This window comes from Lacinutrix undariae, assembly GCF_052934785.1.
Genome location: NZ_CM128809.1, coordinates 625,001 through 641,401, shown reverse-complemented (window position 1 = coordinate 641,401; position 16,401 = coordinate 625,001). Strand labels below are relative to the sequence as shown.

The window sequence follows — 16,401 nt, the reverse complement described above, 5'->3', positions numbered from 1 at the left end:
GATGAAAACTTAGCGAAAAATAAAAAAAAAGAGGGTTGAAAAGAGTACTAGTACTAAGTTTATTTTAGTTAACTACTTGTTAAATAGTTTTTTAGTTTCTTCTCTAGATTGTACGTTTAATTTTTTGTAGATGTTGTTAACGTGTGTTTTTACTGTTGAGACACTAACAAAAAGAGCTTCAGCAATCTCTTTGTTTGTCTTATTATCTAATAATAAGTTGAGAATGTTTTGCTCCTGGTTAGTTAATTGTTCAATCTGTTTTTTCCGTTGTTTACTACTGCGTTTCTTCAACTTAAAACCAAAATAGAAATTGGCTAATAACGATACTACTAATAAAATAAAAGTTATTGGTAGCCAATTAAAGCTATTATCATCTTTAAAAACTATGTATTTATCTGATGCTAATTCATTACGGTACTGAATGGTGTAAGGCGAATTAGGGTAATGTGTATTTAAACGATCTAATAAATTATCGTAATATGGGTTTGTTTTTAAGTCCTCAAGATAATATTCGTGTAAATTATTACTTCGGTCAGATACAAAAGCGTATGCATATAATTCGGCAAGTGGCTCGTTGAGTTCTTTACTATATTTATGTAGTGTTTTAAACCATTTTTTATTATTGAGTTTACGGTTGGCTTCACTTCTAAATTCACCATAAGCATACTTCATTTCTTCTTTTATAGAATCTATTTTAACAAAAGCAGCCGTTTTTACGTTAGTTGAAGAAATAGTACAAAACATTTGTGCATCGTATGACAACGGAAACATAATAGTATCGTTGGCTTTAGCTATAAAAAGAATATTTTTACTATCGTTGCAATTACCGTCAAAATGATTAGGGTTTTGGCTAAAAGTTGAGCAGTTATCTACATGAAGTTTGTAGATTTTATTTGTGGTTTCTAGCTGATTTCCGTTAAACTGAAAAAAACCAGTAGAATCTGTTACCACACGAGAGATAATTTGTTCTTCATGAATACCCGAAAGCGTACGATAATCATCAATAACCGATAAATAGACTTCGTTTTGCCAACGCTCATTATCAATATAACCTTTAAAACAATGTTGCGCTTCGCAATACAACGAACCAAAACACATAAAAAGAATAGCCACTTTTAACCTCATGCTACGAAACTACTATAAAATTTCTTAATGGCGATTTAATTTTGGTAAGAATTAAACTGTAACAAAATAGGTTTATTTACGTCTTATTTTTACATCAATCATTTAAAATCATCATCATGAGTATTTGGAGAGTTATTCTATCCATTTTTTGTCCACCATTAGCAGTTATAGATAAAGGTTGTGGTTCAATTGTAATTGTTTTCCTATTATGGATTTGCGGTTGGGTACCAGGAGTTATCGCTGCATTGATAATTTTAAACAATCCGAAGTCTTAAATTTTGTATCTTTGTAGTCTATGAATAAAGTTATAGCACTACAGGATTTAGGGACAAAAGATTACAAAGAAACTTGGGATTACCAAGAGCAATTGTTTAAAGACGTCTTAGACTTAAAAATTAAGAATAGAAGAGAGGAAACTACTCTTGAAACCCCTAATTATTTATTATTAGTCCAGCATCCTCATGTATATACTTTAGGGAAAAGTGGTGATATATCTAACCTATTATTAAGTGAGGCGCAATTGGCTGAAAAAGGCGCCACGTTTTACAAAATAAATAGAGGAGGAGATATTACTTATCATGGTCCAGGACAAATTGTAGGTTATCCAATTTTAGACTTAGATAACTTTTTTACAGACATTCATAAATACCTTCGTTTTCTAGAAGAAGTCATCATTTTAACTTTAGAAGAATATGGTCTTAAAGCCGAACGTAGTCCGGGAGAAACCGGTGTTTGGTTAGGTGTTGGTACACCGTTTCCTAGAAAAATTTGTGCTATGGGAGTTCGCGCTAGTCGTTGGGTAACTATGCACGGTTTTGCGCTCAATGTAAATGCAAATTTAGGGTATTTTGATAATATTATACCTTGCGGAATTAAAGGAAAAGCAGTAGCCTCTTTACAAGTAGAACTTGGTGTTGAGCGTGTAGATGAAGCTGAAGTGCAACAAAAAATATTAAAACATTTTGCTACACTTTTTGAAGCTGAATTTACTGTAGAAATCGTTTAGTATTCTAAGACGATTCTTCGTTAAAAAATACTTTGTAATAATGCATTTTTTTATCGTCATCATAACCGCGTTCTAAATATTCATCGGAAGCATCTGGTGCATCAACATCCAATTTAATTTGAATATTAGTATCTAGTTTTATTTCGGTTTTAATTTTTTGTTTTTGCTTTTTTACAACCACATCAGAAACATCAAATTGATTTCTGATAATAATGTTATGGTCGGTTTCAAAGTCTTTTTTGTAGTCTTCAAACAATACTTTTTGTTCTTCGTCTTCAAAAATTTCTTCTTTAAAATTTTCAACGTTAATAACTTCATTCTCCTTAAAGAAATCTACGGTTTTAGCTAAAAAGTTACTCTGTTTTTGCATTCCAGCATTTGGCTGAATCACATCTTTAGAGAAATCTCTACACATTTCAATGTAGTTTTTAGTATGTTGGTTTGAGTCGTCTGGATATTTAATATTCAAGAAGCTTTTTATCCAATATTGCGTATCATAATTGTTATGATCTACACTCAATACAATTTTACCTTCAGTATCCGAAGCATTTAAAATTAAACACCCTTTATCTACTTTTTTAGTTTGAATTCCGCTTTGTACGTAAATGTCATAACTACCATCTTCTAAATAAGTTTGAAAGAAATTGGTCTTGTTTTCAATTTTGAAAATTCCAATAGCATCGGTGATATATTGTTCGTATTGAATGTCGTGAAAAATACAAATAATAACATCTCCAGTTTTTATTTGTGCAGAATTTGATTGCTCAAACAAATGCGTTACAATGTGCTTTGAAATTTCTGTAAAATCATCAGGATTTTCAAACAATTGAGATGCATAACTGTTTATTTCGTTAAGATCAACATTAGAGTGGTGATTAAATCTGTACGTTTCGGCAACGCTTCCAAATGGTCTTAAAAGATAAGGCACAATGAGATCGTAACTAATTTCATCAAAGTCAATTGGCGCATCTGAAAACGCATTTTTTGTACTGTTGAATTTGTTACCAACTTTATGTATAATACATTTTGAAATTGATGCTTTGGTACGTTTAATCATAGTCTTAATTTAAGATTGCAATACTACTAAAATAGACTGAGCTTTAAGCTTAAAAACTAAAGAAAGTTTACCGCTAATTAAAGTGTTGCTTGCGTAATATTATTAGTTGATTTGATAAATAATAATGGCATTATCATCGCCTTTGGTTACTACCTCTAACGACGCATCTTTATCAATATTATCTAGCTCAATTGCCGAGTTTCCATAGACAGGGAAATTAGCAATAGATTTTGCCTGACTGTCGTAAAGGTGAATTTTTTTAGCTTGTAAATCGGTAGTGGTAACATAAATTTTATCGTTCACATAAAAAATTTGCGGTGCAGTATATTCACCATAATCCAACTCTACAGATTTAGATTTTATATCCAATTTGTTTTCTGATAAGGTTACCAACGTTTTGCTTGTAGTTGTAATGTTATGTTTCTCTTTTAGGTTTAAATTAGCGCTACTAATTTGTCCTTTTTGATTTACTTGTACCAAAGCTCCGTTTTGAGATGTGGTGGTAAATTTGTTGTTATATAAGTAAATATCATTTCCAGAGAAATCAATAGTACCATTAGCCTTTACGCGGGTTTTTCCGGTACGATCTAATATTTCCATGGTTTTACCTTGTGCAAAAACAATATAATCTTTTCGGCCTATTCTAAAATGTTTTGGCTGTGTGCTAATGTTATCTGTAGCTTTTTTATAAGTAAATCCACTTACTTTTTTACCTTCTTTATTATACAGTAATAATACTTTTGATTGCGTAACTAAAAGACGGTAATTTTTCTTTTTATCATAATCAAATACAGAAAGTGGTTGCGTAATTTCATCATTAAATTTTAAAGGGAAATTAGTAACGTCTTTCCCGTTTCTATCTAAAATATACACATGATTTGGCGTTGCAAAAGCAAACTGTAACCTTCCGTTTTTATAAATATCAATCTGTTCAACCTTACCTAGAAGTTTTCCTTTAAGTTGTTTTTTCCAAAGTACTTTTCCGTCGTTAGATATTAAATAAAGATTGTTTTTAATATCTTGTACAATCACTTCTTTTTGGTTGTTGGTGTGATTTTTAACCAGCTGAGGACTGGTAAGTAAATCGTTATCCAAAGTGATGGTAACTTCTTCTGAAACTGAATTAGAAACACGTTTAGATTTGTGTTTTTGAATTACAGCATTTACATGTGCAAAATTACTATCATATATAAATTGTATCGCTGAAGCTTTATAAGCACTTAAATTTAAATTTATACTGTCTTTATTGATTGAATTTAGTGTGGTATTTAAGCTTTCCGAATTATTATAAACTAGGAGGGAAGCTTCATCACTAAGATTTTTTGTTGCCGCTTGATATTCTGATTTATGAAATAATGTAGAATTATTTTGAACATTTGATATAACGCTTTTAAGGAAATCAATATCATCAGAAAATACAAAGTAATCATTAATTTGAATGTATTTTGAAGCTGTCGCTGAAGTAATAAACGGTGATAAGTTGTTCTCGAAAATTTTAGGCGTATTAAAAGTGTAAATAGCTACATTTCGGTACGATTCAATTTCAGAAGGTGATGCTAAAAACTCAAAAGTTGAAGCGGCATCAATAGAGTTTAAAAATATAGCTGGATTTTTAGGCGTATATAAAACACCTACCTCTGTAACGTTATCAAAAACAGATGTAGAATCTTGTGCTTTGAATTTTAGTAAATTAGATTTGAATACAGAAAAATTATTAAATGTGATACTTAAAAACGCGTTTGTTTCTGGAGGTGTAATCTTGCTAATTTGATTTTCTTGAGGAATTGTATTTTTAAATACATTAATCAAGCTTCTTGAAGAATCTGTGGCTTTAGTAATTCCGTTAAGGATAATATTTTCTTGAGAAATATCAATATCCAACATGCTGTAGTCGCTAAACTTAGCTGCTTTTAACGTTTTGGTGTTAAAAACGTGTTGAAAACTCTTTTTTAGTTTTGGTAATGTAAAAAGTGAAAGTGTTTTATTTTTATCTGTTGTGGTATAGATGTTTTCAAATTCTGTATCCAAGGTGTTTTTTGAAAAAGCAGATTTTACTATAGCAAGTCTGTTTGACACAAAAAAGAGACTATCTATAACCGTACTATAAAGTGTTTCTTTGTTAATTGTAATTTTAGAAATAGTTTTGGTTTCCTCTTTTAAAATTTCAATGCTATGATTTGGAATAGAATCTAGATTAAAAATTTGAGCGTTATAATTGGTAATTACCGAAAAATTTAAGCTGTCATTCTTGTCATTATTAAAACATAAAAGCACCGTATTATTGGTGTGTAAATGTTTAAGATTATCTAATTTCTTGCTAATTGCTTTGTGGTTTTTAAATTCCGAAAGCGTTTTAATAAAATCATTGTTTTTTAAGCCACTTTTTAAACCTTCAAGTCCATTTGTTTTAATAACAATTTCTGTATCTGTTGGAATTAGCGATGTTAAAGTTGTAGATGTCTTTTTGTTAGAATCACAACTCGTAAAAAGTAAGATAGAAAAAAGAGTGACAAAGATATATTTCATTTGTAGCAATTTTGAGCAAAAGTATGTTATAATAAAAAAAACAAATATACGCAACACAGGGTTAACTATGCGGATGATTGATTTGCTTTTTTAGGAGTTTATAATTTTAATTCTAGTTGGTCTGGTAATAGTTTAAATGTTTTTCGATGGTATTTTGTAGCCCCATGAATTCTTATCGCATCACGATGTGCTTTTGTGGGATACCCTTTATTTTGCTTCCAATTATACATGGGGAATTCCTTGTGAATTTTTTCCATATAAGCGTCACGTTCGGTTTTTGCAATTACTGATGCTGCAGCGATATTTTGGTATTTTCCATCACCTTTAATAATAGTTTCATGAGGAATATCCAAAAACGGTTTAAAACGGTTTCCGTCAACAGCAATAAATTCTGGAGTCACTTTTAAAAGTGCAATAGCTTTGTGCATTGCTAATATTGAAGCATTGAGAATGTTAATGTTATCAATTTCTTTTGGCCACACATGAGCATAGGCATAAGCGATAGATTCAGCTTCAATTATAGGTTTTAATAATGCTCTTTTTTTTTCGCTAAGTTTTTTTGAATCGTTAAGAATTGTATTTTTAAAATTCTTAGGTAATATTACTGCAGCAGCAGTTACAGGTCCTGATAAACAGCCTCTTCCTGCCTCATCTGTACCACATTCTAAATCAAATTCTGAAAATGAAAGGTGTAATTTCAATTGTTTTATTTTAAAAAAACAGCAATTTAATATAATTTAAAGGAAACTTAACCTTAAAATAATAAACTTACTTAATACGTGTCTTAATTGTTAAATTCTCAAAGTTTAGGGGGTTTATGTTAACATATTTTTAGTAAAAATACTTGCTTTATTAATATATTATTAAGATGTTTGCGTTAGACTAACTCAAATAATTGTTTTATGAAATTAAAGTTAACATGGTTAATGACGCTATTTATGGCGTTTGTGATGCAGTTCTCTTACGCACAAGAGAAAACAGTCACAGGAACAGTTGCGTCAGCAGCAGATGGTTTACCACTGCCTGGTGTGAATGTAATTGTAAAAGGAACAACAAGAGGTGTTCAAACTGATTTTGATGGTAATTATTCTATTAAAGCCAATCAGGGAGAGACTTTAGTGTTTTCTTTTGTGAGTATGAAAACTGCCGAAATTAAAATTGGTACTAGTAGTACCGTAAATTTATCAATGCAAGAAGATATTGCTTCGTTAGATGAAGTAGTAGTTGTAGCATATGGTACATCAAAGAAATCAGACATTATCGGTTCTGTTTCAGTGGTGAACTCAGAAAAGATTGCGCAAGTGCCAATCGCTTCTTTCGATCAAATCCTTAAAGGACAGTCTCCAGGACTTCACGTAATTTCTGGATCAGGACAACCTGGATCTGCTGCGAAAGTAAGAATTAGAGGAACACACTCTATCAACGGTGGTTCAGACCCTCTTTATATTTTAGATGGTGTGCCAATTACTGCTGGAGATTTTGCTACTTTAAATCCAAATGACTTTGAAAACGTATCTGTATTAAAAGATGCTGCTTCAACGTCTATTTATGGTTCTAGAGGTTCTAGTGGTGTAATCTTAATTACAACTAAAAGAGGTAAAGCTGGTGGAAAATCAAGAGTAAAGTATTCTACTCAATTTGGTGTGTCTGAAATAGGACAACAAAGATTTGAAATGATGACAGGTCAACAAAAAATGATCTTTGACAACTGGCAAACTCCAGGAACTCATACTGATGCTGATATTGCAAATGCAGTAAATACAGATTGGTCTGAATATTTCTTTAGACAAGGACAAACAGTAACTCACGATTTTTCTATTTCTGGAGGTTCTGAAAAAACACAATTTTACTCTTCTCTTTCTTACTACGATCAAGAAGGTATTGGTTTAAGATCTTTCTTAAAAAGATTTTCTGCTAGATTAAACTTAGATCATAAAGTATCTGATAAGTTTAAAGTTGGTACAAGTATGTCTATCGCTTACTCTAAATCTAGTTTTGTTGCTAGTGAAGGTGGTATTAACTTAAATAACCCTTTTGCTGCTGTATATTTAGCGTCTCCAAATGATGCACCTTACTTAGCAGATGGTTCTTACAATACAGGTAATGGACTTGTAGGTGGTAATGCTTTAGAAAACTTAAATGAAAATACAAGTAAAGAAGCAGATTTAAAAATTGTTGCTAGTACATTTGGTGAATTAGAATTCGCTAAAAACTTAACAGCAAGCGTAAGACTTGGTCTTGATTACATTAACAGAACTATTGAGTCTGGTACTGGTCCAAATACTTATTTAGGTCAAAATGGTGGTTTATCAGGTAACCAAGGACAATACTCTTTCAATAATCAATTTGAAGCAAATATTAATGCTGTAACAAGTATTAACTATCATAATGTTTATAATGATTTACATACTGTAGATGCTACTGCATATACTGAGTACTACAAGTACCACAGTCAATCAGGAGCTTTCACAGGTTATGGTATTGATAATAAATTAGTAGGTTATGCTACAGGTATTACAGATGGAACTGATACAAACGGATTTATTCCTACAGTTAGTGGTTCAGTTGCTGAATTAGGGTTGTTCTCTGTATTTGGTAGTGCTAAATATAACTATGATTCTAAATACTTCTTTGAAGGTACAATAAGAAGAGATGCTTCATCTCGTTTCTCTGATGCTAACAAATGGGGTACTTTTTACGCTGTTGCTGCAGGTTGGGCTATCCATAAAGAGGATTTCTTAACAGCATCATGGATTGATACATTAAAGTTAAGAGCTAGTTTTGGTACTACAGGTAACCAATCTGGTATTGGTGCTTTCCAAACTCAAGGAACTTACGGAATTACATCTTATAACGGTCTTTCAGGACAAGTAGCTGCTAGTATTGGTAACAACCAATTAAAGTGGGAAGAGTCTGAGAAATTTAACGTTGGTATTGATTATGGTTTCTTTAACGGAAGAATCAATGGTAGTGTAGATTTCTACAACGAAGACATTTCAGATTTATTTATTAATCAACAATTATCATTAACTTCTGGATTTGCTTCTATCGATTCAAATGTTGGAGGAATGAGAAATAGAGGTTTTGATGGTATCATTAATTTAGATGTTGTACGTAGTAAAGATTTCACTTGGAGTGTAAACTTTAACTTTAACTACAACAAAAATGAAATTACTGATTTAGGTCAAGAAGAAGAATATGAATTAGGAACTTCTATCGTAAGAGAAGGATTACCTTTCGGATCTCACTACATCGTAGGATGGGCTGGAGTAAATCCTGCTAATGGAGAGCCATTATATTTAGATTCAGACGGAAACGTAACAAATGTTTATAATGTAAACAATAGTACTGCTGATTGGGGAACTTATGAGCCAGTATTAACAGGAGGTTTTGGTACTCAAGTTAATTATAAAGGATTTAGTGTATCTGCAGCATTTACTTTTGCTGATGACTACTTCAGATTTAACAACCAATCTTTCTTCCAAGAAAATCCTAACTTTAGCCAGTATAACTTATCTACTGCGATGTTATCTATATGGAGAAATCCAGGAGATATTACAGATGTTCAAGGTTTTGGATATAATAGAGAGTTCTCTTCTAAAGATATTGAAGATGCATCTTATACGCGTTTGTCTAATGTGACTATCGCTTATACGTTACCAGCTAAATATTTAGAAAAAGTGAACTTTATTGAAGGTGTGAGACTTTATGCTCAAGGTACTAACTTGTACACTTGGACTAACTACTCAGGATTTGATCCAGAAGATGACAACAATATTGCATCTTATGAATATCCTACGCCGAGAACAATAACTTTTGGAGTTGATTTAAACTTTTAAAAAAAAGAATATGTTAAGAGAAAACTTAAAAATAGGAAAAATAAAATTTTTGACAGTTGCAATGATTTGTGGTGTAGCATTTACATCATGTAACGATGCAATATATATTGATCCAGCTGATGAAATTGTAGAATCAAATGCAATTACAACTGTAGATGATTTTGAATCTGCAACTATTGGTGTTTACGCAACAATGGGAGGAGCTTCATCTGTAGAATGGAATTCATTATTTACTGATGAGTTACAATTACCAGCATCAAACAATGGTAATGGTATTCAAGTACACACTTGGTCTATCAACACAAGTACTACTGAAGCTGCTACTTTATATGGATCTTACTTTTTAACTATCAATAGAGCTAATAAAGTATTAGAAGCTTTACCTGCTATTATTGCAGAAAATGCTGCTGAACAAGCAACATTAGATGGTTATGAAGGTGAATTATTAGCAATTAGAGGTTGGGCACATTTTAAAGCATTAACACTTTTTAGTGAGTCTTATACTGACGATTCTGCTTTAGCAGTACCATATTTAGATTACGCAGTTGTTTTAGAAAAACCAGCAAGAAATACTGTTGGTGAAGTATTAGCAGGTATCAATGCAGATTTAGTTGCAGCAAGAAATTTAATTCCTGCTTCAGCTTCAAATAATATCTTTATGACTAGAGATGCTATCACTGCTTTAGAAGCTAGAATGGCTTTATATACTGAAGACTATCCTACTGCAATTACTAAATCTACAGAGTTAATCAATTCTTATCCTCTTGCAACAACAGCTACTTATGCTGCTGTATGGCAAGATGCTAATGAAACTGAAAACATTTTTAAATTAGCAAGAGTACAAGGTGATGGATCTATTGGTCAAATCTATGCTACTACTGCTATCGCTGTAGATTGGTTAGCTTCTGATAAAATAGTGTCATTATATGAAACAGGAGATGTAAGAGCATCTGCATTCTTTACTGATGGAAATTTTATCAATAAATACCCTGGAGATGTATCTTCTTTTGGTTTAAATGATATTAAAGTGTTTAGAGTTTCTGAACAATATTTAATTAGAGCTGAAGCTTACGCTAACTCAAGTCAACTTGGTTTAGCTGCGGATGATTACAATACATTAAGATCAAACAGAATCACTGGAGTAACAGATGCTACTTTTGGAAATATCTTAGACGCTATGTCTATGATTCTTGAAGAAAGAGCTAGAGAGTTTGCTTTTGAAGGTCACCGTTTCTTTGATTTAAAAAGAACAGGTAGCGACGTTGAAAGAGCTGCTACTGATTGTGGGGTGCTTTCTGCTGATGCTTGTGAGTTAGATAATAGTGATTACAGATTCACTTTACCAATTCCACAAACTGAGATCTTTACAAATCCTAACGTGATTCAAAACACAGGATATAACAACTAAAAAAAAAGAATATGAAAAAAGTATATTTAATGTTATCATGTTTGGTACTTGCATTTTCATGTGAGGACGTTGAACAGATAAATGGTAAATTAACCTCTACGGAATGGTTGCAATTTGAAAATGCAACTGACCAAGTATCTGAGAACGATACAGAACCTTTATTAGTTCCTGTTATTTATGCAGCTGCAACTAATGATACTGATATTGATGTGAGTTTTACTTACACTGCTACTGATACCCAAGGTTACACGGTTGAACCAGCTAATGGTATTGTAACTATACCTGCAGGAGAATTTGTAGGATATATTACAGTAACACCTATAGATGATATAATCGTTGGAGAAAATGTTGTCTTAGATTTTACAATTGAGGCTAATACAGACTTTAATTTAGGTATTGCAGGTGATGGTGTTTACAATGTAAACTCTATTGTAACAATAATTGAAGATGATTGCCCTATTGATATTGTTGCAGATTGGGAAGGTACTTATTCAGGTACAGAAGTGTTTACTGATTCAGGTGATCCTGACGTGTCGCCTAATGCAGGATTATCAATAACTTCTGGCTTTACTGCTACTTTAACAGCTAATACCGCTGATCCAACAGGTACTAGTGCTATTTGGACTATAGGAGGAGGCTACTTAGTTAATGGTGAGCCAATGAGTTTCACTACTTGTTCAGAAGAAGTAGTATTTAGTGGTAATCCAATACAGGTTGCTGGTCAATATGACTTTACAATTGAATCAGCTAACTTTAATGCTAGTAGTTTTTCAATTACCTGTACAGGACAATTACAAACTTTTGGAGAGTATACTTTTACGCTAACTAAAAATTAAGATATATTATGAGAAAAATTTCAAATAAATTTATATTAGGTTTAGCATTAACCTTTGGTTTAGCTTTTACATCTTGTAATAGTGATGATGCATTTGTTTATGATACACCACAACAGTTTGATGTTACTCAAGTAGCTTTTTCTGCTGTACAATCATCAGACATGCAATGTGGTATTGATTTAACGATTACTTCAGATGCTAAAGCTACAGTATATTATGTAGTTGTACCTTCTACTAGTGCTGCTCTTGATTCTGAAACAATCTTTGATGATACATCATTAACTGAAGAGTTTGCTGATGCTGGTTCTTCTGTTGTTACTGTTGATGATTTAGCAGGTGGTGAAGAGTATACTATATACGGAATAACTGTTAATGCTGATGGATTAAGATCAAGTGAAGTATACACTTATAGCTTTGTTCAAGGTGCTACTGAAATTATGGTAGATTCTACTTACTCAGGAACATCTTCTGTCACTGGTACTGAAGTATCTAGTTTTACAGCTACTTTAACACTTGTATCAGGTAATACTTATGATATTGATTCTGCATGGGGAGTTAATTTTGTAGGTGACGCTTCAGGTGATGCTGCAAACAATGGAAGTTTTGTATATCCAGGAACTTTAACTATCAATGCTGATTATTCAGTAACAGTTACAGGTACTGAATTTTATACAACAGGTTCTACAGCGGGTGCTTACAACCCTTGTACTAATGAGTTAACATTTACGCTTAGTCAAGCTTTATTTGGAGACCCATTCACTGTTGATGTGGTATTAACACCAGATAATATCTAATAAAAACAAAGTTTTTATATATTAAAAGCCACCTCTTGTAGGTGGCTTTTTTGTGTATAATACTTAAGGTTAAAACTATTTTTGTTTGCATTAACAAATAATATTCAAAACAATAAACACGTTATAATTTAAAATATTTACTTTTGCCAGATACTAATTATATATGAATAAATTTTTTAGAATTATATTATTTACCTTTTTGACGGTTCAAGCTATTTCTGCACAAGATTTAATCTTGAAAGACAAAAATTCAAATAGAAGTATTCGGTCTACAGATACTTCTAGTGTTGCTAATTCGTCAGCATCTAAAATTGGTATTAAAAATGAAGATGCAACTATTGATTTATATAAAATTATATCTTTCAAAAAAGACACCACTATAGTAGATACCTCTCTTACTATTAAAAAAGAATACAAATTCAATTACCTCCGAAAAGATAATTTTGAGCTCATTAGTTTTTCTAATATAGGGCAATCCTATAATACGCTAAGTTTTAACTTTAAAAATACGAGCACACTCCCTTTGTTTGGAGCACGAGCAAAACATTTTAATTATTTTGAGTTAAACGATATCAATTATTACAGTGTGCCAACACCATTCACAGAATTGATGTTTAAAACAGCCTTCGAGCAAGGGCAATTATTAGATGCTTTTTTTACCGTTAACACCTCAAAACAGTTTAACTTTTCTATTGCGTACAAAGGGTTACGATCTTTAGGTAATTATCAAAATATTCTTACTAGTACAGGTAATTTCAGATTTACTACAAACTACCATACAAAAAATAATAAATACAATATGAGAGCACATATTGTAATGCAAGATTTATCTAATGAAGAAAATGGTGGACTTTCAGATGATGATGTTCTTAATTTTGAAAACGGTGATCCTGAATTTATAGACCGTTCAGTATTCTCTCCAAATTTTGAAAATGCCGAAAATATTCTAGAAGGAAAAAGATTTCATTTAGAACACCAATATCAATTAAGTAAAACAAACGACTCAATTAATAAAGGCAGTATTTTTGTAGGTAATATTCTAACTTTCGAAGATAAATATTACCAATTCACTCAAACTAATGTCGATGATTATTTTGGTGATGCCTTTTTAAGTAGCAATATAAAAGATAAAGTAAAATTAGAACACTTTAAAGCAAGCGGTTTTATTAATTATAATAGTAAATTATTAGGGGATCTTAAAGTTAATTTAGATTATCACAATTATAATTACGGATACGACGCACTAGTAGAGATTGAAGACAATTTAATTATAAACAGAATTAAAGGAAGTATTGTGTCCTTTGGAGGTGCTTATCAAAAGCAAATCAATAATTTTAAATTAGAAGGAGAGTTTGGCTTAAATATATCAGGAGATTTTAACGGTAACTTTCTTAACGCTTCCGCAGGATATAAAGTAAATGATGATTTGTCATTTAATGCATCGCTTAATTCAAGCTCCAAAGTGGCAAACTATAATCATTTATTGTATCAAAGTGATTATCTAAATTATAACTGGGACAACTCTTCAAGTTATAATAATATCGAAACTCAGCAATTAGCATTTAACATAGCATCCAATAAACTAATTAATCTAACTGCAGATTTTACTAGGATAGATAATTACACTTATTTTATTAAAAATGAATTAGATTTAATTAAATCTACCCAAGCAGATAATACCGTAAGTTATTTTAGGTTAAAAGCCAATCGCGAAATTAAGTTTGGTAAATTTGCATTAGATAATACAATACTATATCAAAACGTTAGTTCAGGAGAAGAACACCTTAATGTCCCAGACTTTATTACACGTAACACTATTTATTACTCCAGTAATATATTCAAAAACGCAATGTATTTACAAACAGGAATAACCCTTAATTACTTTAGTGATTATAATATGAATGGTTATGACCCTTTACTTTCTGAGTTTTATGTACAAGATGATGTTAAATTAGGAGGATCACCACGATTAGACTTCTTTTTAAACGCTAAAATAAGACAAACACGTATATATTTAAAAGCCGAACATTTTAATGCCGCATTTACAGGTTATAACTATTATTCCGCACCAAAATACCCTTACCGAGATTTCAAAATTCGCTTCGGTATCGTGTGGAATTTCTTCCTATAATTGTTGTGTAAAAATGTTTAGAGTTTACTAAAGCAATTTAAGTATATCATATACCCAAATAGGGGAGTGTTTATCACTTCCCTATTTTTTTTTTACATCGAACAACTCCATCAGTAATTCATCCAAAATATCCAATACACTATATATAGGATTGATTTTTTTTCTATTGAAAATATAAACAACGCTACTATTAAAGAATAAGAAAACCCACAATTTGTTCACACATTATATATACGTTATAAAAGCGTTAGAAGATTAACAGAAAGCAATAACCTTTGATTTGAGTATCAAAATCACTGTTAACAGGTATGTTTTCTGTAAATCAGAAAACCCTCACAGATATAAAACCCTCACCCGTAGCCATTAAGTAAATAAATAGAAATAAAGTTAAAAAAGGTTAGGATTAGGGATTAAAATAGGTGTATATTTGCAGCCGCTTAGAACGGCAACGTTTTAAGGGAAAATTCTTTCAGGAAGATGTTTATTAAATGTTAAGATAAGGTTTTAAAAACTTTATTAAAAAACTAATAAAAAACATTGTGGAAGTTAAAAAAGGGTTGTATGTTTGCAGCCGCTTAAAACGGCAACGTTTTAAGAAAAGATAAGATAAAAAGTTCATTAACATATTGAATTGACAGCGTAAGTGATTAACTGGAAACGGTTAATTACAAAAAGAGAATAAAAATTTTGAGTACACATTAATTCCTATTAATTGTTAAGACAATAGTGGAAACACTTAAAAATTTAACGATGAAGAGTTTGATCCTGGCTCAGGATGAACGCTAGCGGCAGGCTTAACACATGCAAGTCGAGGGGTAACATTGTGCTTGCACAGATGACGACCGGCGCACGGGTGCGTAACGCGTATAGAACCTACCTTTTACAGAGGGATAGCCTTTAGAAATGAAGATTAATACCTTATAGTATTTTAGATTAGCATTAATTTAGAATTAAAGATTTATCGGTAAAAGATGGCTATGCGTTCTATTAGCTAGATGGAGTGGTAACGGCACCCCATGGCTACGATAGATAGGGGCCCTGAGAGGGGGATCCCCCACACTGGTACTGAGACACGGACCAGACTCCTACGGGAGGCAGCAGTGAGGAATATTGGACAATGGAGGCAACTCTGATCCAGCCATGCCGCGTGCAGGATGACTGCCCTATGGGTTGTAAACTGCTTTTATACAGGAAGAAACACTCCCTCGTGAGGGAGCTTGACGGTACTGTAAGAATAAGGATCGGCTAACTCCGTGCCAGCAGCCGCGGTAATACGGAGGATCCAAGCGTTATCCGGAATCATTGGGTTTAAAGGGTCCGTAGGTGGATAATTAAGTCAGAGGTGAAATCCTGCAGCTCAACTGTAGAATTGCCTTTGAAACTGGTTATCTTGAATCATTATGAAGTAGTTAGAATATGTAGTGTAGCGGTGAAATGCATAGATATTACATAGAATACCAATTGCGAAGGCAGATTACTAATAATGTATTGACACTGATGGACGAAAGCGTGGGGAGCGAACAGGATTAGATACCCTGGTAGTCCACGCCGTAAACGATGGTTACTAGCTGTTCGGTTTTCGGACTGAGTGGCTAAGCGAAAGTGATAAGTAACCCACCTGGGGAGTACGTTCGCAAGAATGAAACTCAAAGGAATTGACGGGGGCCCGCACAAGCGGT

Annotated in this window: 11 protein-coding genes and 1 rRNA gene (1 of these 12 running past the window's edge); 8 read left to right on the top strand and 4 right to left on the bottom strand. The window is 32.2% G+C overall.

The genetic code is table 11. The features are described 5' to 3' along the window. Positions 1 to 72 precede the first annotated feature (72 nt). Positions 73 to 1,125 carry a helix-turn-helix domain-containing protein gene (locus ACU4C5_RS02970; protein ID WP_446845564.1) on the bottom strand — a complete coding sequence of 351 codons (1,053 nt, stop codon included), beginning with the start codon at positions 1,123 to 1,125 and terminating at the stop codon, positions 73 to 75. Between the two features lie 116 nt (positions 1,126 to 1,241). Here ACU4C5_RS02970 and ACU4C5_RS02965 point away from each other — a divergent pair, with 116 nt between their 5' ends. Continuing rightward, a complete protein-coding gene (locus ACU4C5_RS02965; RefSeq protein ID WP_446845563.1) occupies positions 1,242 to 1,400 on the top strand; it encodes a YqaE/Pmp3 family membrane protein in 159 nt (52 codons plus the stop codon). A 20-nt stretch (positions 1,401 to 1,420) separates the two neighbouring features. After that, positions 1,421 to 2,131 (top strand): lipoyl(octanoyl) transferase LipB, encoded by a 711-nt coding sequence (gene lipB, locus ACU4C5_RS02960; protein WP_446845562.1) that lies wholly within the window; start codon positions 1,421 to 1,423, stop codon positions 2,129 to 2,131. Between the two features lie 4 nt (positions 2,132 to 2,135). On the opposite strand, the gene ACU4C5_RS02955 is transcribed toward lipB, so the two are convergent. The 3 genes from ACU4C5_RS02955 to rnhB form a co-directional block, all read right to left on the bottom strand. Then, entirely contained in the window at positions 2,136 to 3,188 is a 1,053-nt protein-coding gene (locus ACU4C5_RS02955) for a nucleoid-associated protein (protein ID WP_446845561.1), read from the bottom strand. Positions 3,189 to 3,290: 102 nt separating this feature from the next. Then, complete coding sequence (locus tag ACU4C5_RS02950) at positions 3,291 to 5,714, bottom strand: DUF3352 domain-containing protein (protein ID WP_446845560.1); 2,424 nt, start codon at positions 5,712 to 5,714, stop codon at positions 3,291 to 3,293. Between the two features lie 98 nt (positions 5,715 to 5,812). After that, a complete protein-coding gene (gene rnhB, locus ACU4C5_RS02945) occupies positions 5,813 to 6,415 on the bottom strand; it encodes a ribonuclease HII (RefSeq protein ID WP_446845559.1) in 603 nt (200 codons plus the stop codon). 201 nt (positions 6,416 to 6,616) lie between these two features. Between rnhB and ACU4C5_RS02940 the strand changes: the two genes are divergently transcribed. From ACU4C5_RS02940 to ACU4C5_RS02915, 6 genes are all read left to right on the top strand, one after another. Then, positions 6,617 to 9,553 carry a SusC/RagA family TonB-linked outer membrane protein gene (locus tag ACU4C5_RS02940; protein ID WP_446845558.1) on the top strand — a complete coding sequence of 979 codons (2,937 nt, stop codon included), beginning with the start codon at positions 6,617 to 6,619 and terminating at the stop codon, positions 9,551 to 9,553. Positions 9,554 to 9,563: 10 nt separating this feature from the next. Further along, positions 9,564 to 10,961: a RagB/SusD family nutrient uptake outer membrane protein gene (locus ACU4C5_RS02935; RefSeq protein WP_446845557.1), complete on the top strand. Its 1,398-nt coding sequence runs from the start codon at positions 9,564 to 9,566 to the stop codon at positions 10,959 to 10,961. 11 nt (positions 10,962 to 10,972) lie between these two features. After that, positions 10,973 to 11,797: a hypothetical protein gene (locus tag ACU4C5_RS02930; protein WP_446845556.1), complete on the top strand. Its 825-nt coding sequence runs from the start codon at positions 10,973 to 10,975 to the stop codon at positions 11,795 to 11,797. An 8-nt stretch (positions 11,798 to 11,805) separates the two neighbouring features. Next, positions 11,806 to 12,591, top strand: coding sequence for a hypothetical protein (locus ACU4C5_RS02925; protein WP_446845555.1), 786 nt, complete (start codon positions 11,806 to 11,808; stop codon positions 12,589 to 12,591). A gap of 163 nt (positions 12,592 to 12,754) precedes the next feature. Continuing rightward, complete coding sequence (locus ACU4C5_RS02920; RefSeq protein WP_446845554.1) at positions 12,755 to 14,722, top strand: putative porin; 1,968 nt, start codon at positions 12,755 to 12,757, stop codon at positions 14,720 to 14,722. Between the two features lie 747 nt (positions 14,723 to 15,469). Further along, positions 15,470 to 16,401: ribosomal RNA gene (locus ACU4C5_RS02915) — 16S ribosomal RNA — on the top strand (it continues 588 nt past the right edge of the window).